19 protein-coding genes, 1 other RNA gene and 1 pseudogene are annotated in these 23,957 nt (G+C 54.4%); 16 read left to right on the forward strand and 5 right to left on the reverse strand.

Annotation, left to right across the window (positions count from 1 at the left end):
• Position 1: 1 nt before the first annotated feature.
• Together agaV and kbaZ are read right to left on the reverse strand one after the other, a co-directional pair.
• Complete coding sequence (gene agaV, locus AOY23_RS02055) at positions 2 to 475, reverse strand: PTS N-acetylgalactosamine transporter subunit IIB (RefSeq protein WP_054178187.1); 474 nt, start codon at positions 473 to 475, stop codon at positions 2 to 4.
• A gap of 19 nt (positions 476 to 494) precedes the next feature.
• Positions 495 to 1,796 carry a tagatose-bisphosphate aldolase subunit KbaZ gene (gene kbaZ / locus AOY23_RS02060; protein ID WP_072170900.1) on the reverse strand — a complete coding sequence of 434 codons (1,302 nt, stop codon included), beginning with the start codon at positions 1,794 to 1,796 and terminating at the stop codon, positions 495 to 497.
• A gap of 238 nt (positions 1,797 to 2,034) precedes the next feature.
• On the opposite strand from kbaZ, the gene AOY23_RS02065 reads away from it, so the two are divergent.
• Complete coding sequence (locus tag AOY23_RS02065) at positions 2,035 to 2,844, forward strand: DeoR family transcriptional regulator (protein ID WP_054178189.1); 810 nt, start codon at positions 2,035 to 2,037, stop codon at positions 2,842 to 2,844.
• Positions 2,845 to 2,925: 81 nt separating this feature from the next.
• On the opposite strand, the gene garD is transcribed toward AOY23_RS02065, so the two are convergent.
• Positions 2,926 to 4,497, reverse strand: coding sequence for a galactarate dehydratase (garD, locus tag AOY23_RS02070; RefSeq protein ID WP_054178190.1), 1,572 nt, complete (start codon positions 4,495 to 4,497; stop codon positions 2,926 to 2,928).
• Between the two features lie 392 nt (positions 4,498 to 4,889).
• Here garD and AOY23_RS02075 point away from each other — a divergent pair, with 392 nt between their 5' ends.
• The 14 genes from AOY23_RS02075 to AOY23_RS02135 all read left to right on the forward strand — a co-directional run bounded on the left by AOY23_RS02075 (position 4,890) and on the right by AOY23_RS02135 (position 22,005).
• Entirely contained in the window at positions 4,890 to 6,224 is a 1,335-nt protein-coding gene (locus tag AOY23_RS02075; RefSeq protein WP_054178191.1) for an MFS transporter, read from the forward strand.
• A gap of 16 nt (positions 6,225 to 6,240) precedes the next feature.
• On the forward strand, positions 6,241 to 7,011 hold the full coding sequence (garL, locus tag AOY23_RS02080) for a 2-dehydro-3-deoxyglucarate aldolase (protein WP_054178192.1): 771 nt from the start codon (positions 6,241 to 6,243) through the stop codon (positions 7,009 to 7,011).
• A gap of 27 nt (positions 7,012 to 7,038) precedes the next feature.
• Positions 7,039 to 7,929: a 2-hydroxy-3-oxopropionate reductase gene (garR, locus tag AOY23_RS02085; RefSeq protein WP_054178193.1), complete on the forward strand. Its 891-nt coding sequence runs from the start codon at positions 7,039 to 7,041 to the stop codon at positions 7,927 to 7,929.
• A 95-nt stretch (positions 7,930 to 8,024) separates the two neighbouring features.
• Positions 8,025 to 9,170 (forward strand): glycerate 2-kinase, encoded by a 1,146-nt coding sequence (gene garK, locus AOY23_RS02090; protein WP_054178194.1) that lies wholly within the window; start codon positions 8,025 to 8,027, stop codon positions 9,168 to 9,170.
• Between the two features lie 32 nt (positions 9,171 to 9,202).
• Positions 9,203 to 9,579: RNase P RNA component class A (rnpB, locus tag AOY23_RS03575), an RNA gene on the forward strand.
• A gap of 640 nt (positions 9,580 to 10,219) precedes the next feature.
• The gene (gene tdcA / locus AOY23_RS02095) at positions 10,220 to 11,158 is read left to right on the forward strand and encodes a transcriptional regulator TdcA (RefSeq protein ID WP_054178195.1); all 939 of its coding nucleotides are present in this window, start codon (positions 10,220 to 10,222) and stop codon (positions 11,156 to 11,158) included.
• A 103-nt stretch (positions 11,159 to 11,261) separates the two neighbouring features.
• Positions 11,262 to 12,251, forward strand: coding sequence for a bifunctional threonine ammonia-lyase/L-serine ammonia-lyase TdcB (gene tdcB / locus AOY23_RS02100; protein WP_054178196.1), 990 nt, complete (start codon positions 11,262 to 11,264; stop codon positions 12,249 to 12,251).
• A 22-nt stretch (positions 12,252 to 12,273) separates the two neighbouring features.
• The gene (gene tdcC, locus AOY23_RS02105) at positions 12,274 to 13,605 is read left to right on the forward strand and encodes a threonine/serine transporter TdcC (RefSeq protein WP_054178197.1); all 1,332 of its coding nucleotides are present in this window, start codon (positions 12,274 to 12,276) and stop codon (positions 13,603 to 13,605) included.
• Positions 13,606 to 13,646: 41 nt separating this feature from the next.
• Positions 13,647 to 14,855, forward strand: a complete 1,209-nt coding sequence (gene tdcD / locus AOY23_RS02110) for a propionate kinase (protein WP_054178198.1) — start codon at positions 13,647 to 13,649, stop codon at positions 14,853 to 14,855.
• Positions 14,856 to 14,875: 20 nt separating this feature from the next.
• The gene (pflB, locus tag AOY23_RS02115) at positions 14,876 to 17,173 is read left to right on the forward strand and encodes a formate C-acetyltransferase (protein WP_054178199.1); all 2,298 of its coding nucleotides are present in this window, start codon (positions 14,876 to 14,878) and stop codon (positions 17,171 to 17,173) included.
• Positions 17,174 to 17,187: 14 nt separating this feature from the next.
• Complete coding sequence (locus tag AOY23_RS02120) at positions 17,188 to 17,580, forward strand: enamine/imine deaminase (RefSeq protein ID WP_054178200.1); 393 nt, start codon at positions 17,188 to 17,190, stop codon at positions 17,578 to 17,580.
• Between the two features lie 82 nt (positions 17,581 to 17,662).
• Positions 17,663 to 19,027, forward strand: coding sequence for an L-serine ammonia-lyase (tdcG, locus tag AOY23_RS02125; protein WP_054178201.1), 1,365 nt, complete (start codon positions 17,663 to 17,665; stop codon positions 19,025 to 19,027).
• Positions 19,028 to 19,332: 305 nt separating this feature from the next.
• Positions 19,333 to 20,664, forward strand: a complete 1,332-nt coding sequence (locus AOY23_RS02130; protein WP_054178450.1) for an SLC5/6 family protein — start codon at positions 19,333 to 19,335, stop codon at positions 20,662 to 20,664.
• 30 nt (positions 20,665 to 20,694) lie between these two features.
• On the forward strand, positions 20,695 to 22,005 hold the full coding sequence (locus tag AOY23_RS02135) for an L-cysteine desulfidase family protein (RefSeq protein WP_054178202.1): 1,311 nt from the start codon (positions 20,695 to 20,697) through the stop codon (positions 22,003 to 22,005).
• A gap of 22 nt (positions 22,006 to 22,027) precedes the next feature.
• On the opposite strand, the gene AOY23_RS22855 is transcribed toward AOY23_RS02135, so the two are convergent.
• A complete protein-coding gene (locus tag AOY23_RS22855) occupies positions 22,028 to 22,198 on the reverse strand; it encodes a hypothetical protein (protein ID WP_162838549.1) in 171 nt (56 codons plus the stop codon).
• 25 nt (positions 22,199 to 22,223) lie between these two features.
• A pseudogene (locus tag AOY23_RS02140) lies at positions 22,224 to 22,925 on the reverse strand (pirin family protein).
• Between the two features lie 104 nt (positions 22,926 to 23,029).
• Between AOY23_RS02140 and AOY23_RS02145 the strand changes: the two are divergent.
• Positions 23,030 to 23,929, forward strand: a complete 900-nt coding sequence (locus AOY23_RS02145; protein ID WP_054178204.1) for a LysR family transcriptional regulator — start codon at positions 23,030 to 23,032, stop codon at positions 23,927 to 23,929.
• The last annotated feature ends 28 nt before the right edge of the window (positions 23,930 to 23,957 follow it).

Here is a 23,957-nt window from a genome sequence, read left to right on the forward strand (position 1 = left end):
CTCAGAGAAGTTTAAAAATATCGACCGCGGGTTCTGTCGGAACGCCCTGCACGAAACACTCCACACCGGCGGTTTTCAGGCCGTTCAGTGCGGCGATGTCCGTGGCGTCTACAGACACCGTCTTTGCAATTTGTTGCTTGCCATTGGCGTAATGCATATTGCCGACGTTGATCCGGGTGATCGGCACGCCACCTTTCACCAGCGTGAGGAAATCCGCCGGTGATTTGCAGACCAACAGGATCTTCTGGCGATCGGCCGCGCGGTGAATGTTGTCGATCACCTTTTGCAGCGTCCAGAAACGAACGGCGATCCCTTCGGCCAGCACCATCTCCATCAGGTTTTGCTGTACGGGATCTTCCGCGACCTCGTCGTTGGCCACTAACACCAGGTTTGCGCCAGCAAATCCAACCCATTGCACGCCCACCTGACCGTGAATCAAACGTTCATCGATACGGCTTAACACGATGTTTGGCATTGCATTTTCCTCTTCTTCGTTATGCGTTATGACGGCGCTGACAGGCGTCGTGGTACTGGCGCAGGATGTCCTGAATGTGATCGATAATGAGTTCCCGTGGTGTGGCCTTCAGCGTGCCTTCGCGCACTTTGGCGTACTGCAAGGGCAGATACTGGCTTATCAGCGGCAGCGGAATAGGATCATCAGCCAGGTTGCGCACCAGGCTATCAAAGGCGCTATCAATCTGTTTGTCCGGCCAGTAGTAACGAACGCGGTCGGAATAGCTATAACCCCGCGCCAGACGTCGGGCGTTACCGTCGCCGTGGTAGTGGCTTTGCCAGTATTCAGGGCGATCGAGCATCACGTTTTCCAGTACATGGCGCAAACCGGAACAGGCTTTCGCCGGTAACAACTCTTCTTCTACGGCGGCCAGTGAGAACAGCGCTTCGCGCAGCGCGAACGTCAGCGCCGGGCCGACTTTCAGAATGGCGAAGTGATCCACCACCAGCTGACGCAGCGCGTGTGGTGTCTGGTAATCGGTCGAGTGTGCTTCGTAGATCAGCGTGTCGTACGCTTCGACCATTTTGCTCAGCGCGATGGCTTTCTGCGGCTGGTAATCAATGATGTGGGTATGGTCGAATTCAACACCCGGTTGCACCACCAGCGCGATAATACGCGGCCAGATGTCGCTCAGCCCCAGCGCCGCGAAGGCGTCCTGGTGGGCCTGTAACGTCTCCTGGGCGGCTTTCGGCGTGGTCACCGCCAGTTCGGTCAGCGTTTCATGGGCGCCGCCAGGGACGGGAACTTCCGTGCCGATGACGTACACCAGGTCCGATTCGCCAAAATGTTCGCGGCAGGTTTCTTCGGCGATTTTCGCCAGTCGGGCCGCGCGTGCGGCGACGATAGCATCGGTTAACGGAATCGGGTCATCGGCGCAGGACATACTGCAATCAAGGTGGATTTTCTTGAAGCCCGCCGCGACGTAACTTTTGATCAGATCATCCGCATGGGCCATCGCCTGCGCAGAGGGCAATTTTTGCCAGCGGTTTGGCCCGAGGTGGTCGCCGCCAAGGATCAGCATGGACGGGGGAAAATTAAGCTGGTCGGCCAACTGGCAGACGAAACCGCGAAAATCGGCGGGCGTCATGCCGGTATAACCACCATACTGATCAACCTGATTTGAAGTGGCTTCAATCAACAGCGGGGTCTGGCTTTGTTGAGCGAAGCGTAATGCGGATTCAAGCACCAAAGGATGTGCTGAACAAACGGCATAGATGCCATTGGCGTCCCCGCGTTTGTGCTGTTCCACCATGTTGGTTAGATGTTTCACTTTCCTCTCCATTTAGGATGGGTTCGGCATTTATCTTTCGTTTTGTTTCATTTAATACTGCGTCACCGGTTTAAAAAAATAAAACGAAAGATACTGATTTTCCGATCTGTTTCACAAAAGAAACATAATGAAAGCATTCAGCTGAGCCAGAAGGTCTCTGAAACCGTATTTCAGGACTTGCATTCCGGCAAAAGAAAGGTGTTAATAGGCAAAACGAAATGAAACGAAAGGTAAAACCCAAGGATCATCTATGAGTAGCACCGATTCTTCCGCAGATAAGCGAATCACCGGGACCAGTGAAAGGCGGGAACAGATCATCCAGCGATTACGCCAGCAGGGAAGCGTTCAGGTGAACGATCTTTCTGCGCTGTTCGGCGTATCAACGGTGACGATCCGTAACGATCTGGCGTTTCTGGAAAGACAAGGTATTGCGGTGCGCGCCTATGGCGGCGCGCTGATTTGCGACAGCACTACGTCAGGGCTTGAACCCTCCGTTGAAGATAAAAGCTCGCTGAATACCGCGCTAAAACGCCGTATCGCCAGCGCCGCAGCAGAGCTGATCCAGCCCGGCCACCGGGTGATCCTCGATTCCGGGACCACCACGTATGAACTTGCCCGCATCATGCGCCATCACCAGAATGTTATCGCCATGACCAACGGCATGAACGTCGGTACGGCGTTGCTGGAAGCAGAAGGGGTGGAACTGTTAATGACCGGCGGGCACCTGCGCCGTCAGTCGCTCTCGTTTTATGGCGATCAGGCGGAACAGTCGCTGCTGAATTATCACTTCGACATGCTGTTTCTTGGCGTCGATGCCATTGATATTGAACGCGGCGTGAGTACCCATAATGAAGATGAAGCGCGGCTCAACCGCCGCATGTGTGAAGTGGCTGATCGCATTATCGTGATCACCGACTCCAGCAAATTCAATCACTCCAGCCTGCATAAGATCATCGATACGCAGCGCATCGACATGGTGATTACCGACGATGGCGTTCCGGCGGACAGCCTGAAGGAATTACAGCGGGTAGGTATCGAAGTGGTGCTGGTGCGGGAGTAAACGCGCAACGCCCGGCAAAGGGGTTGCCGGGCGTCATCTCCTGTAGGCCGGGTAAGCGCAGCGCCACCCGGCGAAGCATCATCAGGTCACTGGCGCCGGGTTAAACACCGCCAGCTGATTGTGCAGGCCCCATTGATCCGAGAAGGTTTTCTTGCGGCCGCTCGCCACATCCAGAATGAAGTGGAACAGCTTCCAGCCCACATCTTCAATGGTTTCGTCGCCGGTGGCGATGGTGCCTGCATTGATATCCATCAGATCATACCAGCGGTTTGCCAGTTCGGTGCGTGTCGCCATTTTGATGACGGGAACCGCCATCAGCCCATATGGCGTGCCGCGACCGGTGGTGAACACCTGAACGGTAATGCCTGATGCCACCTGCTGGGTGCCACAGACGAAATCGCTGGCGGGTGTGGCCGCATAAATCAGCCCGCGTTTTGTCGGGCGCTGGCCCGGGGAGAGCACCTCGACGATGGCGCTTTTACCGGATTTCGCGATAGAACCCAGCGCTTTCTCAACAACGTTGGCCAGACCGCCTTTCTTGTTGCCGGGCGATGGATTCGCGCTGCGGTCGGTTTGCCCCATATCGAGATAGTTATCGTACCAGGCCATCTCTTCAAGCAGCCGTTTGCCGACTTCTTCGTTAACGGCACGCGGCGTCAGCAGATGGATGGCATCACGCACTTCGGTCACTTCTGAGAACATGACTGTGGCGCCACAACGAACCAGCAGGTCGGAAGCATAACCCACGGCCGGGTTGGCGGTGACGCCGGAAAACGCGTCGCTACCGCCGCACTGCATCCCTACTACCAGTTCAGAGGCCGGGCAGGTTTCGCGCTGGCGCTGGTTGAGTTTCGCCAGATGCCGCTCCGCCACCTGCAAAATGTCGACGACCATTGAGCGGAAACCGACGTGCTGTTCATCCTGCAAACGCACAATGCTGGCGTCTTCAACCGGAATGGGCTGCACGTCTTCCGTACCTTGCAACAAACGCTCCGGTTGTAGCTTTTCACAACCCAGGCCGATCACCATTACCTCGCCGCCAAAATTAGGGTTGAGGGCAATATTGTGGATGGTGCGAATTGGCACCACTGCGGCAGGCGCGTTAATGGCGACACCGCAGCCATATAAATGATTCAGCCCGACAACGCCGTCCACGTTCGGGTATTTCGGCAGCAGATCACGCTCGATAAGCTTAACCACGTAATCGACGACGCCCGCCACGCAATGCACGCTGGTGGTAATGCCGAGCAGATTTTTGGTGCCCACGCTGCCATCGGCGTTGCGATAGCCTTCAAACGTGAAGCCCTCCAGCGGCGGCAGCGGTTCAGGCACGCGGGTCGCCAGCGGCAGGGTATTCAGCGGCGGCGCCTCTGGTAGCTCGACCAGCGATTCGTCAATCCAGCTGCCTCTGGCGATGGGGCGAACCGCATAGCCGATCACTTCGCCATAGCGAATGATTTCACCGTGCTGCGGAATATCGACAAGGGCGACTTTATGGCCTTGCGGAATATGTTCAATCAGCTCCAGCCCATCAGAAAAACGGGTGCCTGCTTTCAGGCCATTATCATTGACAATAATTGCCACATTATCGGTGTCATGCACTTTTATATAAAACGCAGTGGGTGGCGTTTGTCGAATTTCAATATCAGCCATTGTCCAGTATTCTCCAGCGAAGCGATAGATAATATCATGTCTAAAAATAACGGCTCTGTATTTTTAAAATAAGAATGTCAGGAGTTGAGCGGTAATATTGTGATCGAGATCACTCATTATCGCGGCGCTATGCCCCGCAAGGCGGGCAATCATCGGATCTGTGGAACAGCGCCCACAGGTGTGTGCAGTTGCCAGAAAACCTGTTCTTAACGGATGTGTTTCTTGTGTACCTGCACAGTGTATTACGCCTGAACGCTGATTATACTGAATCACGATTTAATGGTTTTTTTTCTGCACGTAGATATTACCTGCTATCGATAAATAATCTGCAAAGCCGCACCTGAGTCATAAATAAATAATAGAGAAGGTGTGTTGTACCCGAGGATAAATAAATGATGCTGGATACTGAAGTAGATACTAAAAAAGGCATGCATACCCGTTATTTAATATTGCTGATTATCTTTATTGTGACGGCGGTGAACTATGCCGATCGCGCCACCCTGTCGATTGCGGGCACGGACGTGGCGAAAGAATTACAACTGAGCGCGGTGACAATGGGATACATCTTCTCCGCGTTTGGCTGGTCGTATCTGCTGATGCAGATCCCCGGCGGCTGGCTGCTCGATAAGTTTGGCTCGAAAAAAGTCTATACCTGGAGCCTCTTTTTCTGGTCGCTGTTTACCTTTCTGCAGGGCTTCGTCGATATGTTCCCGCTGGCATGGGCGGCAGTCTCCATGTTCTGTATGCGCTTCATGCTCGGTTTCTCCGAAGCGCCGTCGTTTCCTGCGAATGCCCGTATTGTCGCCGCCTGGTTCCCGACCAAAGAGCGCGGCACCGCCTCAGCTATCTTTAACTCGGCGCAGTATTTCTCGCTCGCTATCTTCTCGCCGCTGCTGGGCTGGCTGACTTTCGCGTGGGGCTGGGAACATGTCTTTACCGTCATGGGCGTCATCGGTTTTGTGCTGACCGCAGTATGGATCAAGTTCATTCATAACCCAACCGAACACCCACGGATGTCGGAAAAAGAACTGAAATTCATCTCTGAAGGCGGCGCGGTGGTCGATATGGACCACAAAAAACCGGGTGAGAGCGCGGCAAAAGGGCCGAAACTGGACTACATCCGCCAGTTGCTGAGTAACCGCATGATGCTGGGTGTGTTCTTCGGTCAGTACTTTATCAATACCATTACCTGGTTCTTCCTGACCTGGTTCCCGATTTACCTGGTACAGGAGAAGGGCATGTCGATTTTAAAAGTCGGCTTCGTCGCTTCGATTCCGGCTTTGTGTGGTTTCGCCGGTGGTGTGCTGGGTGGCGTGTTCTCGGATTATCTGCTGAAACGCGGCGCTTCGCTGACGCTGGCCCGTAAGCTGCCGATTGTGCTGGGAATGCTGCTAGCATCAACGATCATTCTGTGTAACTACACCGATAATACCACGCTGGTGGTGACTCTGATGGCGCTGGCGTTCTTCGGTAAAGGTTTTGGCGCACTGGGCTGGCCGGTGATTTCCGATACCGCGCCGAAAGAGATTGTTGGCCTGTGCGGCGGTGTGTTTAACGTATTTGGTAACGTCGCGTCCATCGTCACGCCGCTGGTGATTGGCTATCTGGTCAGCGAACTGCACTCGTTCAACATGGCGCTGGTCTTCGTCGGCTGCTCCGCCCTGATGGCGATGGTCTGCTACCTGTTCGTGGTGGGCGACATTAAACGTATGGAATTGCAGCAATAAGCAAAAGGTACAGATGATGAACAACGATATCTTCCCGAACAAATTCAAAGCGGCGCTGGCGGCACAGCAGGTACAGATTGGCTGCTGGTCTGCGCTGGCGAACCCCATCAGTACCGAAGTGCTGGGTCTGGCGGGCTTTGACTGGCTGGTTCTGGATGGCGAGCACGCGCCGAACGACGTCACGACGTTTATTCCGCAACTGATGGCGCTGAAGGGAAGCGCCAGCGCGCCAGTGGTACGCGTGCCGACCAATGAGCCGGTCATTATCAAGCGCTTGCTGGATATCGGTTTCTATAACTTCCTGATCCCGTTTGTTGAAACCGAAGAGGAAGCGGTGCGTGCGGTGGCATCGACCCGCTATCCGCCAGAGGGCATTCGCGGTGTTTCCGTTTCTCATCGCGCCAACATGTTTGGCACTGTGGCGGACTACTTCGCGCAGTCAAACCGCAACATCACCGTGCTGGTGCAGATTGAAAGTCAGACCGGCGTGGACAACGTAGACGCCATCGCGGCAACCCCTGGTGTGGACGGCATTTTCGTCGGCCCGAGTGATTTAGCGGCGGCGCTGGGCCATCTCGGCAATGCCTCGCACCCGGAGGTGCAGAAATGCATTCAGCATATTTTCGCGCGAGCTAAAGCGCACGGGAAACCGTCCGGCATTCTGGCGCCGGTGGATGCCGACGCACGCCGTTACCTGGAATGGGGTGCCACTTTTGTGGCCGTGGGCAGTGACTTAGGCGTGTTCCGTTCCGCCACGCAAAAGCTGGCAGATGCCTTCAAAAAATAACCACCGACTGAACAGAGAGAGACAGTTATGACGACGAAAGTAGGTTTCATCGGCCTCGGCATCATGGGAAAACCCATGAGCAAAAACCTCCTGAAAGCAGGATATTCACTGGTGGTCTCTGACCGTAATTCTGACGCCATCGCCGAGGTGATTGCCGCCGGGGCGGAAACCGCCGCCACACCAAAAGCCATTGCTGAACAGTGCGATGTGATTATCACCATGCTGCCGAACTCGCCGCATGTGAAAGAAGTGGCGCTGGGTGAAAACGGCATTATTGACGGCGCGCGTCCGGGGACGGTGTTGATCGACATGAGTTCTATCGCTCCGCTGGCCAGCCGCGAAATCAGTGAAGCGCTGAAGGCAAAAGGCGTTGAGATGCTTGATGCGCCGGTCAGCGGTGGTGAGCCAAAAGCGATTGATGGCACGCTCTCCGTGATGGTGGGAGGTGATAAAGCCGTTTTTGACAAATACTACGACCTGATGAAAGCGATGGCGGGCTCGGTGGTGCATACCGGCGACATCGGCGCGGGCAACGTCACCAAACTGGCAAACCAGGTCATCGTCGCGCTGAATATCGCGGCCATGTCTGAAGCGCTGAGCCTGGCGACAAAAGCGGGCGTTAACCCGGATCTGGTCTATCAGGCGATCCGCGGCGGACTGGCGGGCAGCACCGTGCTGGATGCGAAAGCACCGATGGTGATGGATCGCAACTTCAAACCGGGTTTCCGTATTGATCTGCATATTAAGGATCTGTCGAATGCGCTGGACACCTCGCACGGTGTTGGCGCCCAGTTGCCGCTGACCGCCGCCGTCATGGAAATGATGCAGGCGCTGCGTGCCGATGGTCTTGGCACCGCCGACCACAGCGCGCTGGCGTGCTATTACGAAAAACTGGCAAAAGTGGAAATTACTCGCTAAGCGCGAGAGGCCCGGTAAAGCAGCTTTTACCGGGTCAGCAGCCAGGTCGGAAAAGTAAAACGCCTTTCGGCGTTGTGTGGTAACAGGCTACTACTATGAAAATCGTCATCGCCCCAGACTCGTATAAAGAAAGCCTTTCTGCCACTGAGGTAGCGCAGGCAATAGAAAAAGGATTTCGGGAAATCTTTCCTGATGCACAGTATGTCAAAGTGCCGGTCGCCGATGGTGGGGAAGGTACCGTCGAGGCGATGATAGCCGCCACGCAGGGTACTGCAATGACCGCGCACGTCACCGGCCCGCTGGGCGAACCCGTGGAGGCGATGTGGGGCATTTCCGGCGACGGGCATACGGCGTTTATTGAAATGGCGGCCGCCAGCGGACTGGCACTGGTGCCGCCCGCGCAACGTAACCCGCTACTTACGACGTCGCGCGGAACCGGAGAACTCATTTTGCAGGCGCTGGATCATGGCGCGCAGAACATCATCATCGGTATTGGCGGCAGCGCCACCAATGACGGTGGCGCAGGCATGATGCAGGCGTTAGGCGCGTCGTTGTGCGATGCAAACGGGACGGCGATCGGCTTTGGCGGCGGTTGCCTGATGAGCCTGAATGCGATCGATCTTTCGCAGTTAGATGCCCGGCTGAAAACCTGTTCGATCCGCGTGGCCTGCGACGTGACCAACCCGTTGATCGGCGATCGCGGCGCATCGCGGATCTTTGGCCCGCAGAAAGGGGCTTCCGAGGCGATGATCGCCGAGCTGGATCGCAATCTTGAACACTATGCGGAAGTGATCAAAAAATCGCTGCGCATTGATGTGAAAGAGGTGCCCGGCGCCGGTGCGGCAGGCGGCATGGGCGCGGCGCTGATGGCGTTTTTAGGCGCCGAACTGCGAAGCGGCATTGAGATTGTCACCCAGGCGCTGAACCTGGAAGAGCACATTCATGACTGCTCTCTGGTGATTACCGGCGAAGGCCGTCTCGACAGCCAGAGCATTCATGGCAAAGTGCCGGTGGGCGTGGCGAGCGTGGCGAAAAAATACCACAAGCCGGTGATCGGCATTGCGGGCAGCCTGACGCACGATGTGGGCGTGGTGCATCAGCACGGCATCGATGCGGTGTTCAGCGTTTTAACCAGCATCAGCACGCTGGAGGAGGCGTTCCGAGGGGCATTTGATAACATTTATCGCGCGTCGCGTAATATCGCCGCCACGCTGCGCGTAGGGATGATGACAGAAGGGTGACATTGGCGTGCAAACCCTCTATACTGCGCGCCGAAGCTGACCAGACAGTCGCCGCTGTGTCGTCGTCCTTTCGGGGAGACAGGCGCAGGGGAGGAAAGTCCGGGCTCCATAGGGCAGGGTGCCAGGTAACGCCTGGGGGGCGCAAGCCCACGACCAGTGCAACAGAGAGCAAACCGCCGATGGCCCGCGCAAGCGGGATCAGGTAAGGGTGAAAGGGTGCGGTAAGAGCGCACCGCGCGGCTGGCAACAGTTCGCGGCACGGTAAACTCCACCCGGAGCAAGGCCAAATAGGGGTTCACAAGGTACGGCCCGTACTGAACCCGGGTAGGCTGCTTGAGCCAGTGAGCGATTGCTGGCCTAGATGAATGACTGTCCACGACAGAACCCGGCTTACCGGTCAGCTTCGAACATTTGAAAACCCGCTTCGGCGGGTTTTTCATTTTCCCCTTCAGACTTTTTGCCGCATTTGCGACAAACTCCACAAATCTGTCGTCAACGCATTCTTTCGCAGTTTCTTATTCTGCAGGCCAGCAAAGTAACCTTGAGAATTACCTTAAAATGCCAAAAAAACAGGTGTTACGTTTTTGTTCGCGTTGTTTCGGTTTTGTTGGGTGAATTCATAGCCAAATGATAATGACATATTAACTTGAATGTATATTTAACAATTTTATGTGACCTGTGGCTAATTTAATCGTCGCGGCTGTCATATTTTCTTAGATTATTTTATAAATTAAAAAATAAATGCACTCAAAACCGCTTAGGAATTATACGATAATCGATTGAAATATGGCCTTCTTTCCTTGTTGCAAATATAGTTTCGGCGGTGAGCGTTATTGCCATAAAATAAAGTTATTCCCGCTATTTTTATTGATAAAAGTCAGGCAAAAGTCATTTAGAAAATAATTCAAACAATTGATATTAAAGCATTTAATTGATTTTTTAAACGCGGGATAAACATGTGTTCCGGCAAATTGTGAGTGATCGCACATACCCACGCCTGTTTAATTTAATAGAATTCCGGCCGAAATATGAAATATAGGAAGAGTGACATGGATAATGTTCTTCTGCCAAAGACACAACACCTTGTTGTTTTTCAGGAAGTCATTAGAAGCGGCTCAATTGGCTCGGCGGCAAAACAGCTTGGGCTGACTCAACCTGCGGTCAGTAAGATCATTAACGACATCGAATCCAATTTCGGTATCGAGCTGATGATCCGCAAAAATACCGGCGTAACGCTGACCAGTGCCGGGCAGGTGTTGCTGTCTTACTCGGAGTCCATTACCCGAGAGATGAAGAACATGGTGAGTGAAATGAACAGCCTCAGCTGCAGCAGCGTGGTTGACGTGTCGTTTGGCTATCCGTCACTCATTGGTTTTACGTTTTTGTCCAGCATGATGAAGACGTTTAAAGAGGTGTTCCCGAAAGCGCAGGTTTCGATGTATGAAGCCCAGCTGTCGTCCTTCCTGCCCGCGCTGCGCGACGGGCGGCTGGATTTCGCTATCGGGACGTTAAGTGAAGATATGCAGTTGCAGGATCTTCATGTCGAGTCGCTGTTTGAATCGGAGTTTGCCGTGGTGGCCAGTCAGTCCCGAACATGCACCGGTACGACCTCACTGGAGTCGTTAAAAAACGAACAGTGGGTCTTGCCGGACACTAATATGGGATACTACAAAGAACTGCTCACCACCCTCCAAAGCCATCACATCAGCACCGACAACATAGTAAAAACCGATTCCGTCGTCACTATCTATAACCTGGTTCTCAATGCCAATTTCCTGACGGTGATCCCGTGTGATATGACCGCGCCTTTTGGATCGAATCAGTTTATTACTTTACCCGTTGAGGACGAATTACCCGTAGCACGTTATGCAGCAATATGGTCCAAGAATTACCGAATTAAAAAATCAGCATCAGTATTAGTTGAATTAGCAAAACAATATTCAGCGCAGGATTGCACAAGGCGAAGGCGATTTGCAGAAAGCATTTAATTAATTTTTTTTAAAACAACACCCCCCGCGGAGATCTCTGACTGATCTCCGACGGCCCGGTATTATCTGAATTTAGTGTCACTCTGTATGAGTAGAGGATGAAATGCATATTACATACGATCTCCCGGTCACTCTTGATGATATTCAAACAGCAAAACAAAGACTCGCAGGCAAAATTTATAAGACAGGTATGCCGCGTTCTAATTACCTGAGTGAACGTTGTAAAGGTGAAATATATCTCAAGTTTGAGAACATGCAGCGCACGGGATCTTTTAAAATTCGTGGTGCATTCAACAAACTGAGCTCACTGACCGAAGCCGAACGTCGTAAGGGCGTGGTCGCATGCTCGGCGGGCAACCATGCGCAGGGGGTTTCCCTCTCCTGCGCGATGCTCGGCATTGATGGCAAAGTGGTGATGCCGAAGGGCGCGCCGAAGTCGAAAGTGGCGGCGACACAGGATTACTCCGCCGAAGTGATCCTGCACGGCGACAGCTTCAACGACACCATCGCCAAAGCCAGTGAAATCGTCGAAATGGAAGGCCGGATCTTCATTCCGCCTTACGACGACGCGCACGTGATTGCAGGTCAGGGAACGATCGGTCTGGAAATCCTGCAGGACCTGTATGACGTCGATAACGTCATTGTGCCCATCGGCGGCGGCGGTTTAATTGCCGGTATTGCGACGGCGATTAAATCCATAAACCCGACGATTAAAATTATTGGCGTCCAGTCAGAAAACGTTCATGGCATGGCGGCGTCATTCTATGCCGGTGAAATAACTAATCATCGTACCACCGGCACATTAGCGGACGGTTGTGATGTGTCACGTCCGGGTATTTTACCGTTCGAAATTGTGACTGAACTGGTTGACGATATTGTTCTGGTCACCGAAGACGAAATTCGCGACAGCATGATTGCACTTATTCAGCGAAATAAAGTAATTACCGAAGGGGCTGGTGCACTGGCGTCTGCGGCATTACTGAGTGGTAAACTTGACGATTATATTCAGAAACGTAAAACCGTCAGCATTATTTCCGGCGGTAATATCGATCTGTCCCGCGTTTCACAAATTACCGGTTTTGTTGGTGCTTAATTATTATTGCTAAGGACTCGATATGAGTAACTCAGAAACTATTATTGCCAGCCAGGCAAGGCCCTCGGCTTGGCGAAAATCAGATACGACCTGGACTTTAGGCCTGTTCGGTACCGCTATCGGCGCCGGGGTTTTATTCTTCCCGATTCGCGCAGGCTACGGCGGTTTAATTCCGATTCTTATTATGCTGGTGCTGGCGTATCCGATTGCGTTTTTATGCCACCGCGCGCTGGCGCGTCTGTGTCTGTCAGGGGCGAACCCTTCTGGCAACATTACTGAGACGGTAGAGGAGCACTTCGGCAAAACTGGCGGTGTGGTGATTACCTTCTTGTATTTCTTCGCAATCTGTCCATTGCTGTGGATTTACGGTGTCACCATCACCAACACCTTCATGACGTTCTGGGAAAACCAGTTGGGTTTCGCCGCCCTCAACCGTGGCGTAGTGGCGCTGTTCCTGCTGCTCCTGATGGCATTCGTCATCTGGTTTGGTAAGGATCTGATGGTTAAGGTCATGAGCTATCTGGTCTTCCCGTTCATTGCCAGTCTGGTGCTGATTTCGCTGTCGCTGATCCCTTACTGGAACTCTGCGGTCATCGATCAGGTGAGCCTGAGTGATATCTCCTTTACCGGTCATGACGGCATTCTGGTCACGGTCTGGCTGGGGATTTCCATCATGGTCTTCTCCTTTAACTTCTCACCGATCGTCTCTTCTTTCGTGGTGTCCAAGCGTGAAGAGTATGAGCAGGATTTCGGCAGAGAGTTCACCGAGCGTAAATGTTCCCAGATCATCTCTCGCGCCAGCATGCTGATGGTCGCGGTGGTGATGTTCTTCGCGTTCAGTTGCCTGTTCACGCTGTCTCCGGCCAACATGGCGGAAGCCAAAGCGCAGAACATTCCGGTGCTGTCTTACCTGGCGAACCACTTCGCGTCGCTGTCCGGCACGAAATCCACGTTTGCCACCGTGCTGGAGTTCGGTGCGTCAATCATTGCGCTGGTCGCTATCTTCAAATCGTTCTTCGGCCACTATCTGGGGACGCTGGAAGGTCTGAACGGTCTGATCCTCAAGTTCGGCTATCAGGGCGACAAAACCAAAGTGTCGATGGGCAAACTGAACACCATCAGCATGATTTTCATCATGGGCTCCACCTGGGTCGTGGCGTACGCCAACCCGAACATTCTCGACCTGATTGAAGCCATGGGCGCACCAATTATCGCCTCCCTGCTGTGCCTGCTGCCGATGTATGCCATCCGTAAAACCCCGGCGCTGGCGAAATTTAAAGGCAGAGCGGACAATATTTTCGTCACCATTATTGGTCTGCTGACCATCCTGAATATTGTCTACAAACTGTTTTAATTAACCGAAAAGCTCAGTATCTGGATGAGCGGAGAAGTAAAATGATGGAATTCCCTGTCGTACTGGTCATTAATTGTGGTTCATCGTCAGTTAAATTTTCGGTGATTGATGTAGAAACGCAGGATGTATTGCTGACGGGTATTACAGAAGGTATCAATTCTGAAAAGGCATATTTACGCGTTAATGGAGGTGAGCCGGCATTGCTGGCTCACCAGAATTACGAATGTGCTTTGAAAGCGATTACCTTCGAACTGGAAAAACGCAATTTAATGAACAGCGTGGCCTTAATTGGTCACCGAATTGCTCACGGCGGCAGTATATTTAACGAATCGGTAGTGATCACCGATGAGGTCATTGAACTGATTCGCCAGGTTTCACCCCTGGCGCCGCTGCACAATTTCGCCAACCTGCGCGGCGTGGAATCCGCTCAGCAACTGTTTCCGGGCGTGAAGCAGGTCGCGGTATTTGATACCAGTTTCCACCAGACCATGGAGCCGGAAGCCTATCTGTATGGTTTACCGTGGCGCTATTTTGAGGAGCTTGGCGTTCGCCGCTATGGCTTCCATGGCACATCGCACCGCTATGTCGCGCAACGCGCGCATCGTCTGTTGCGCCTGTCAGAAGAGGATTCCGGCGTAGTGATTGCTCACCTCGGCAATGGCGCCTCCATTTGCGCGGTGCGCAACGGCAAGAGCGTGGACACGTCCATGGGCATGACGCCGCTGGAAGGGCTGATGATGGGCACTCGCTGCGGCGATGTCGATTTCGGCGCCATGGCGTGGATTGCCAGCCAGACCGGGCAGACGCTCGGCGACCTCGAACGGGTGGTGAATAAAGAGTCCGGCCTGTTAGGTATTTCCGGGTTGTCATCCGATTTACGGGTGCTGGAAAAAGCCTGGCACGAGGGGCATTACCACGCACGGTTAGCCATTAAAACATTCGTACACCGTATTGCGCGCCATATTGGTGGACACGCCATGGCGCTGCATCGTCTCGACGGCGTTATTTTCACTGGCGGCATTGGTGAAAACTCCACGCTTATTCGCCAGCTGGTTGTCGAACATTTACAGGTTTTCGGCATCGAACTGGATCATGAAAAGAATCAATTACCGGGCAGTGCCGGTGAGCGAATTATTTCTGCGCCACATTCGCGAATTGCCTGCGCGGTTATTCCTACCAATGAAGAGAAAATGATTGCGCTTGATGCCATTCATTTAGGAAAAATTAACGCGACAGCTGAATACGCTTAATTTCTAAAGAGAGTAATTTCATGAAGGTAAATATCGATACCAGCGATATGCTGTATGCCGACGCCTGGCAGGGATTTAATGGCTCTGAATGGAAACACGACATCAACGTTCGCGATTTTATTCAGAATAACTATACGCCGTATGAAGGCGATGAAACATTCCTTGCTGACGCGACCCCGGCGACCGTTGCGCTGTGGGAAAAAGTCATGACGGGCATCCGGACGGAAAACGCCACGCATGCGCCGGTCGATTTTGATATCAACGTGGCGACCACGATTACTGCCCATTCACCAGGGTACATTGAAAAAGATCTGGAAAAAATCGTCGGCCTGCAGACCGACAAACCGCTGAAACGTGCGCTGCATCCGTTTGGCGGCATCAACATGATTAAAAGTTCGTTCGACGCCTATGGCCGTGAGATGGACCCGCAATTTGAGTATCTGTTTACTCACTTACGTAAAACCCATAACCAGGGCGTCTTTGATGTTTATTCGCCGGAAATGCTGCGCTGCCGTAAATCGGGCATCCTGACCGGGCTGCCGGACGGGTACGGTCGCGGCCGCATCATTGGCGACTATCGCCGCGTGGCGTTGTATGGCATTCGTTATCTGGTGCGCGAGCGTGAACAGCAGTTTGCTGATTTGCAGTCCCGCCTGGAGCGCGGTGACGATCTCGAAGCCACCATCCGCCTGCGCGAAGAACTGTCCGAGCATCGCCGCGCGCTGCTGGAGATCCAGCAAATGGCGGCGAGCTACGGCTGTGATATTTCACGCCCGGCGCGTACGGCGCAGGAAGCGGTTCAGTGGCTCTACTTCGCCTATCTGGCGGCAGTAAAATCACAGAATGGCGGGGCGATGTCTCTGGGGCGTACCGCGTGCTTCCTCGATATCTACATCGAACGCGACATGCGGGCGGGCGTGCTGACGGAAACGCAGGCGCAGGAGCTGGTCGATCACTTCATTATGAAGATCCGCATGGTGCGCTTCCTGCGTACGCCGGAATTTGACTCGCTGTTCTCCGGCGACCCGATCTGGGCGACGGAAGTGATCGGCGGGATGGGGCTGGATGGCCGCACATTGGTGACCAAAAGTGCGTTTCGTTACCTGCACACCCTGCACACCATGGGGCCAGCGCCGGAGCCAAACCTGACCATTCTGTGGTCGGAAGCGTTACCGATCGCCTTTAAGAAATACGCGGCGCAAATGTCGATTGCCACTTCATCGTTGCAGTATGAAAACGATGATCTGATGCGTGCGGATTTCAACAGCGATGACTACGCCATTGCCTGCTGCGTCAGCCCGATGGTGATCGGCAAACAGATGCAGTTCTTCGGCGCCCGCGCCAACCTGGCGAAAACACTGCTGTACGCGATCAACGGCGGGGTGGATGAAAAACTGAAAATCCAGGTCGGGCCGAAAACCGCGCCGTTGATGGATGATGTGCTGGATTTCACCACCGTGATGAACAGCCTGGATCATTTCATGGACTGGCTGGCGGTGCAGTACATCAGCGCGCTGAATCTCATTCACTACATGCATGACAAATACAGCTACGAAGCATCGCTGATGGCGCTGCATGACCGTGATGTTTACCGCACGATGGCCTGCGGTATCGCCGGGTTGTCCGTGGCGGTGGATTCACTTTCCGCCATCAAATATGCGCGCGTAAAACCGGTGCGTGATGAGAACGGGCTGGCTGTCGATTTTGAAATCGACGGCGAGTATCCGCAGTACGGCAACAACGACGATCGCGTGGACAGCATCGCCTGCGATCTGGTCGAACGGTTTATGAAGAAAATTAAAGCGCTGCCGACGTATCGTAACGCGGTGCCGACGCAGTCGATCCTGACCATCACCTCCAACGTGGTGTATGGGCAGAAAACCGGCAACACGCCGGATGGTCGCCGCGCCGGTACACCGTTTGCACCGGGCGCGAACCCGATGCACGGTCGTGACCGCAAAGGGGCGGTGGCCTCGCTGACCTCGGTCGCCAAACTGCCGTTTACCTACGCCAAAGACGGGATCTCCTACACCTTCTCTATTGTTCCGGCGGCGCTCGGCAAAGATGACGGCGTACGGAAAACCAACCTGGTCGGTCTGCTGGATGGCTACTTCCATCATGAAGACGCCACGGTCGAAGGCGGGCAGCATCTCAACGTCAACGTCATGAACCGCGACATGCTGCTGGATGCTATCGAACACCCGGAAAACTATCCCAACCTGACGATTCGCGTGTCGGGTTATGCGGTGCGTTTTAACGCACTGACGCGCGAACAGCAGCAGGATGTCATTTCGCGCACCTTTACCCAGGCGATTTGAAAAAGGAAATGAACATGAAAAAAGTGATTGAAACCACGCGCGCGCCGGGGGCCATTGGCCCCTATGTGCAGGGCGTTGATCTCGGCGCGATGGTCTTTACGTCCGGTCAGATCCCGGTGGATCCGGAAAACGGCACGGTGTCGGATGACGTCGAAGTACAGGCCCGGCAGAGTCTGGAAAACGTGAAAGCCATCGTGACTGCGTCCGGCCTGAGCGTGGGAGACATTGTGAAAACCACCGTCTTCATCACTGACCTGAATGATTTTTCAGTTATCAATGAGGTCTATAAGCAGTTTTTTGATGAGCACGATGCGGTATATCCGACGCGCAGCTGCGTGCAGGTGGCTCGCCTGCCGAAAGATGTGAAGCTGGAAATTGAAGCGATCGCTTTTCGCGGTGAACGCTAGACACGCGTCAGCCTGCAGGCCGTCACCGTGACGGCCTGTCCTGAAGTCGGGTTTCCCCATACTTTTTGAGCGGGTGCTGAAGATGATTAGCTCATTCGACATTTTTAAAATTGGCATTGGACCCTCCAGTTCTCACACCGTTGGCCCGATGAACGCGGGCAAACAGTTTATTGATGAACTGGAAAGCCTGGGATGGCTTTCGCAAACCGGACGCATCAGCGTTGATCTGTATGGTTCACTGTCTCTGACCGGCAAAGGCCATGCCACCGATACCGCGGTGATCATGGGGCTGGCGGGCAACAGCCCGCAGGACGTCAAAATTGACACCATTGCGGGATTCATTCAGCAGGTGGCCCGCAGCGGGCAACTGCCGGTGGCGAACGGCAAAGCACTCGTCGCCTTCCCACTGCCGGAAAGCGTGGCGTTCCACAATACCGTGCTGCCACGGCATGAAAACGGTATGCGGATCACCGCCTGGCGCGATAACGAGCCGCTACTGGAGAAAACCTATTACTCCATCGGCGGCGGGTTTATCGTCGAGGAGTCGCAGTTCGGCCAGAACCATAACATCGAACAACCGGTGCCGTACCCCTTCAGCTCAGCCAGCGAACTGCTGTCGTTGTGTAAACTGCACGGCTTGTCCATTTCCGGACTGATGATGCAAAACGAACTGGCGCTACGTAGCAAAGAGGAGGTTGACGCGGGGTTTGAGCGCATCTGGCAAACCATGACCACCTGCATTGAGCGCGGGATCAACACCGAAGGCGTCCTGCCCGGTCCGCTGACGGTGCCGCGTCGTGCCGTGGCGCTGCGGCGGATGCTGGTGTCGAGCGATCGCGTCTCGCAGGATCCGATGAACGTGATCGACTGGATCAACATGTTCGCGCTGGCGGTCAGTGAAGAGAACGCTGCGGGCGGACGTGTCGTCACCGCGCCGACAAACGGCGCCTGCGGGATCGTCCCGGCGGTGCTGGCGTACTACGATAAATTCCGCCGGACGGTGAACGCCAATTCCGTCTCGCGCTATTTCCTCGCCGCTGGCGCCATCGGCGCGCTGTACAAAATGAACGCCTCGATTTCTGGCGCCGAAGTGGGCTGTCAGGGTGAAGTGGGCGTGGCCTGTTCAATGGCGGCGGCCGGGTTAGCCGAGCTGCTGGGCGGCAGCCCGCAGCAGGTGTGCGTGGCGGCGGAAATCGCCATGGAGCATAACCTCGGACTGACCTGCGATCCGGTGGCTGGTCAGGTGCAGATCCCCTGCATCGAGCGTAACGCCATCAACGCGGTGAAGGCGGTGAACGCCGCACGAATGGCGCTGCAACGCACCAGCGAAGCGCGGGTGTCGCTCGATAAAGTCATCGAAACGATGTATGAAACCGGCAAAGACATGAACGACAAATATCGTGAAACCTCCCGTGGTGGTCTGGCGATAAAAGTGGTGTGTGATTAAATCGATAAGCCCGGCTGTTGATTCCTGCTCTGGCCCTGGTGTTTTACCGGGGCTTTTTTCTGCCTCGTCATCCTGAATGTGATATCTCTCTCATTTCTATTCTGCGTAGTAATTTTTTCTCCTTTTGTTGTTCATATGGCAATTTTATTTCTTTAAAAGGCCATATGAATAAAAATGTTGTGAATTTTTTCTCCGTTGTCGGCGGTATGATTTTTCACAATAAAACCAGAACTCGCCTGCAGTTACGTACCGAACATCGCATCGAAATAATTAAAAAAACTTCTACCTACACAAGCGAGAACGTAATGGAAACGGCTTCAAACAGCAGCGTAATACTGGACGATACATCGCCTGCCCGGCTGGCAAATATGACGGAAAGCGAATGGCGGGAAGCGATAAAATTCGACAGTACCGATACCGGCTGGGTCATTATGAGCATCGGGATGGCTATCGGCGCAGGGATTGTTTTTCTTCCGGTTCAGGTTGGTCTGATGGGGTTATGGGTATTTTTACTCTCTTCGGTGATTGGCTACCCGGCAATGTATCTTTTTCAGCGGCTTTTTATTAACACCCTGGCGGAATCGCCGGAATGCAAAGACTACCCGAGCGTGATCAGCGGCTATCTGGGTAAAAACTGGGGAATACTGCTCGGCGCACTTTATTTTGTGATGCTGGTGACCTGGATGTTTGTTTATTCCACCGCCATCACCAACGACAGCGCTTCCTATTTACATACCTTCGGGGTGACGGACGATTTGCTGTCTGACAATCCCTTTTACGGCCTGGTCTTGATTTGCATCCTGGTGGCTATTTCGTCACGCGGTGAGCAACTGCTGTTTAAGGTATCGAGCTTTATGGTGTTGACCAAATTGCTGGTTGTCGCCGCGCTGGGGCTGTCAATGATCGGCCTGTGGCATTTGCATAATATCGGTGCGCTGCCGCCGATGGGGCTGCTGATTAAAAACGCCATTATTACGTTACCGTTTACCCTGACGTCGATTCTGTTTATTCAGACCTTAAGCCCGATGGTGATCTCCTATCGTTCGCGCGAAAAATCAGTCGCCGTCGCGCGCCATAAGGCTTTGCGGGCAATGAATATTGCGTTTGGCGTACTGTTTGTCACCGTCTTTTTCTACGCTGTGTCGTTTACGCTCGCGATGGGGCATGACGAGGCGGTGAAGGCTTACGAACAGAATATTTCCGCGCTGGCGATTGCCGCGCAGTTTATCAGCGGTGACGGTGCGGCGTGGGTCAAAATCGTCAGCGTTATTCTCAATATTTTTGCTGTCATGACTGCTTTCTTCGGCGTTTATCTGGGCTTCCGGGAAGCGACGCAGGGCATCGTGATGAATCTGTTACGCCGCAAATATGCGACGGAAAACATCAATGAAAAAGTCGTTCAGCGCGGGATCATGCTGTTCGCCATTCTGCTGGCCTGGAGCGCCATTGTGCTCAACGCGCCGGTGCTGAGTTTTACCTCAATTTGTAGCCCTATTTTTGGCATGGTGGGTTGCCTGATCCCGGCATGGCTGGTTTACAAAGTGCCTGCGTTACATAAATACAAAGGCGCCTCGTTATTGCTGATTATCGTGACGGGTTTGCTGTTATGCGTCTCGCCGTTCCTCGCATTCTCCTGATGCATATAAATACGTACTAAGGTTGTGATTATGTTGAGCCCTGAAAAACAGTCATTGTGGAAAAAACTCATCTGCGCCGTGCAGAAAGAAGTAAAACCGGCGCTGGGGTGTACCGAGCCGGTTTCACTGGCACTGGCCTGCGCCACCGCGGCGGCGCAGCTGGACGGGCGCGTGGATCGCATTGACGCCTGGGTGTCGCCAAACCTGATGAAAAACGGGATGGGGGTGACGGTGCCGGGTACGGGCATGACCGGGTTGCCCGTCGCGGCAGCGCTCGGGGCGATCGCGGGTGATGCCGACGCCGGGCTGGAAGTGCTCAACAAAGCCACAGCGGAGGACGTTGCCCGCGCCCGACAGATGCTGGAAAGCGGTGCGGTGCGCGTGATGCTGGAAATCCCCTGTGACGAGATCCTCTCTTCGCGGGCGAAAGTGTATGCGGGCGACATGTGGGCCAGCGTCACCATTGCGGGCGGGCATACCTGCATTACCCGCATTGAAAAGCAGGGCGACGTGCTTTTCGCACTCGATGACGCGGTGCCTGCGGAAGAAGAAGCATGTCCGCTGGAGGTGCTGGAACAGACCTCATTGCAGGACATTTTTGAATTTATCAATCAGGTGCCGTTTGAGGATATCCGTTTTATTCTCGATGCCGCGCATCTTAACGACGCCTTATCGCGTGAAGGGTTGCGCGGGCAGTGGGGCTTACACATTGGCGCGACGCTGGACAGGCAATGCCAGCGCGGGCTGATGACCCGCGATCTGTCGAGCGACATCGTTATCCGCACCAGCGCCGCATCGGACGCACGGATGGGCGGCGCGACACTGCCCGCCATGAGCAACTCCGGCTCCGGTAATCAGGGCATCGCCGCGACGCTGCCGGTCGTGGTGGTGGCGGAACATTTCAACGCCAGTGAAGAGAAACTGGCCCGCGCGCTGATGCTGTCGCATCTCTGCGCTATCTACATTCATTTCCAGTTACCACGACTGTCAGCGCTGTGCGCCGTCACCACGGCGTCAATGGGCGCGGCGGCTGGCATGGCCTGGCTGGTGGACGGGCGTTATGAAACGCTGGCGATGGCGATCGGCAGCATGATTGGCGATCTCAGCGGCATGATTTGCGATGGCGCGTCAAACAGCTGCGCGATGAAAGTCTCGACCAGCGCGTCAAGCGCCTGGAAAGCGGTGCTGATGGCGCTCGATGATACCGCCGTGACGGGTAACGAAGGGATTGTGGCGCATGATGTCGAACAGTCTATTGCTAACCTGTGCGCGCTGGCGCGTCAGGCGATGCAGCAGACTGATCTGCAAATCATTGAGATAATGGCGAAGAAGGCGTCTTAAGGCACAGGTCTGAACTGACCCCTCAGGCCAGTTCAGTCTCCTGGATCAGACGGATTTCGGCTTCGGCGACGATCGCTTCCAGTTCGCTCAGCATATCTTCATAGCCGAAGGCGACCGGGACGGCGACGTTGCCGTTCTCTGCAGGGGCGCTGATGATGTCAGGCGCCGTTTTAGGCTGTCGTTTTTTGCTCACGTGCATCTTCCGCTGTTGCTTCTGTCTATACCGGTAAATCTATCAGCAAAGCGCGAAGCGGCGTATCTGCGACCAGCGTTATGTTAGCTTCGTCACGAATAAAAGCGCCGTCGCCGCAGGTCAACGACTGTTGCTCTTTTTACATACATTGGGCGTGGACGGTGCCGTGAATTGACTGCAAATAAGCGCGCGGGCCGTGGAGCTGGAAGCTCAACTGCTCGCCCTTTGCAATATCAATATGATGGATCCACACCTGCTGGCGTAGCATCAGGCTACCGTTGCTGCCATCGGGTGACGCCAGCAATTGCGTGGCGACATTATCGAGGCTGACTTTCTGCATCAATGGGTTTTCCCGCTCCGGGCAGGCGTCCAGCCATAGCTGCATCCGGGTCAGAGAATGCTCTTTGCTCAGGTTGTGCTCGCTGTAGCTCACGCCGGGTTGCGTGGCGATGAGCAGCGCTTCACCGGCTTTCGCCTGGACATGGTTGCCATCGCTGTCACGGTACTCTGCTTCACCTTCCAGAATCAGGTTCAGAATATCGACTTTCGGGTAGGAGCGCGGCTGGAATGACGCACCGGGCGCCAGCACTTCCTGATTCAGTACACGCAGGGAGGCATAGCCCAACAGCTTCGGGTCAAAGTAGTGTCCAAAGGAAAAAGTGTAACGTGCCTGCAGCCAACCGAAATCGGCTTTGCCACATTGACTGGCGGTACGGGTAGTAATCATAGTTCTTGACCTCTCTTTACTTCCTTTTATGTTAAGGGGCTGGACGCTGCATTGTTAGCCAGATATTCTGCCAGGTATGTTCAAATTTACTGAATGAGAGTGCGATGGCTAAAGAAAGAGCATTGACGCTGGAATCGCTGAGGGTGATGGACGCGATCGATCGCCGTGGTAGTTTCGCCGCCGCCGCGGATGAGCTGGGGCGCGTACCTTCCGCACTGAGCTACACCATGCAAAAGCTGGAAGAAGAACTGGATGTGGTGCTGTTCGATCGTTCCGGTCACCGGACGAAATTCACCAACGTCGGTCGTATGCTGCTGGAGCGTGGGCGCGTGTTGCTGGAGGCCGCCGATAAACTGACGACCGATGCGGAAGCGCTGGCCCGTGGCTGGGAAACCCATTTAACCATCGTTTCCGAGGCGCTGGTCCCGACGGCGGATCTGTTCCCGCTGGTCGACAGACTGGCGGCGAAAGCGAACACCCAGATGGCGATCATCACCGAAGTGCTGGCGGGTGCCTGGGAGCGGCTGGAGCAAGGAAGGGCGGATATCGTTATCGCCCCGGATATGCATTTTCGTTCGTCGTCTGAAATCAACTCACGCAAACTCTATTCGGTGCTGAATGTTTATGTCGCCTCGCCGGATCACCCGATTCATCAGGAGCCGGAGCCGCTTTCAGAGGTTACGCGGGTGAAGTATCGCGGCGTGGCAGTGGCGGATACCGCCCGCGAGCGCCCGGTTTTAACCGTACAGTTGCTCGATAAACAGCCGCGTCTGACGGTCAGCACCATTGAAGACAAACGCCAGGCGCTGTTGGCCGGGCTGGGCGTCGCGACGATGCCGTATCCGCTGGTGGAACAGGATATCGCCGACGGGCGGCTGCGCGTGGTGAGCCCGGAATACACCAGCGAAGTGGATATCATCATGGCCTGGCGACGCGACAGCATGGGCGAAGCCAAATCCTGGTGCCTGCGCGAAATCCCCAAACTTTTCGCCGCGAAAAAATAGCAATAAAAAAGCATCGAAAAATGTAATG

It is taken from the genome of Trabulsiella odontotermitis (genome assembly GCF_001297775.1).
Lineage (GTDB): Bacteria > Pseudomonadota > Gammaproteobacteria > Enterobacterales > Enterobacteriaceae > Trabulsiella > Trabulsiella odontotermitis.

What these genes read in the sequence shown, in the direction of transcription:
- tdcD (WP_054178198.1), top strand. Translation starts at nt 13,647, where the DNA reads ATGATGGAATTCCCTGTCGTACTGGTCATTAATTGTGGTTCATCGTCA.
- AOY23_RS02075 (WP_054178191.1), top strand. Translation starts at nt 4,890, where the DNA reads ATGATGCTGGATACTGAAGTAGATACTAAAAAAGGCATGCATACCCGT.
- garK (WP_054178194.1), top strand. Translation starts at nt 8,025, where the DNA reads ATGAAAATCGTCATCGCCCCAGACTCGTATAAAGAAAGCCTTTCTGCC.
- agaV (WP_054178187.1), bottom strand. Translation starts at nt 475, where the DNA reads ATGCCAAACATCGTGTTAAGCCGTATCGATGAACGTTTGATTCACGGT.
- garD (WP_054178190.1), bottom strand. Translation starts at nt 4,497, where the DNA reads ATGGCTGATATTGAAATTCGACAAACGCCACCCACTGCGTTTTATATA.
- pflB (WP_054178199.1), top strand. Translation starts at nt 14,876, where the DNA reads ATGAAGGTAAATATCGATACCAGCGATATGCTGTATGCCGACGCCTGG.
- tdcC (WP_054178197.1), top strand. Translation starts at nt 12,274, where the DNA reads ATGAGTAACTCAGAAACTATTATTGCCAGCCAGGCAAGGCCCTCGGCT.
- garL (WP_054178192.1), top strand. Translation starts at nt 6,241, where the DNA reads ATGAACAACGATATCTTCCCGAACAAATTCAAAGCGGCGCTGGCGGCA.
- AOY23_RS02135 (WP_054178202.1), top strand. Translation starts at nt 20,695, where the DNA reads ATGTTGAGCCCTGAAAAACAGTCATTGTGGAAAAAACTCATCTGCGCC.
- tdcA (WP_054178195.1), top strand. Translation starts at nt 10,220, where the DNA reads ATGGATAATGTTCTTCTGCCAAAGACACAACACCTTGTTGTTTTTCAG.
- garR (WP_054178193.1), top strand. Translation starts at nt 7,039, where the DNA reads ATGACGACGAAAGTAGGTTTCATCGGCCTCGGCATCATGGGAAAACCC.
- tdcB (WP_054178196.1), top strand. Translation starts at nt 11,262, where the DNA reads ATGCATATTACATACGATCTCCCGGTCACTCTTGATGATATTCAAACA.
- AOY23_RS02145 (WP_054178204.1), top strand. Translation starts at nt 23,030, where the DNA reads ATGGCTAAAGAAAGAGCATTGACGCTGGAATCGCTGAGGGTGATGGAC.
- AOY23_RS02130 (WP_054178450.1), top strand. Translation starts at nt 19,333, where the DNA reads ATGGAAACGGCTTCAAACAGCAGCGTAATACTGGACGATACATCGCCT.
- tdcG (WP_054178201.1), top strand. Translation starts at nt 17,663, where the DNA reads ATGATTAGCTCATTCGACATTTTTAAAATTGGCATTGGACCCTCCAGT.
- kbaZ (WP_072170900.1), bottom strand. Translation starts at nt 1,796, where the DNA reads ATGGAGAGGAAAGTGAAACATCTAACCAACATGGTGGAACAGCACAAA.
- AOY23_RS02120 (WP_054178200.1), top strand. Translation starts at nt 17,188, where the DNA reads ATGAAAAAAGTGATTGAAACCACGCGCGCGCCGGGGGCCATTGGCCCC.
- AOY23_RS02065 (WP_054178189.1), top strand. Translation starts at nt 2,035, where the DNA reads ATGAGTAGCACCGATTCTTCCGCAGATAAGCGAATCACCGGGACCAGT.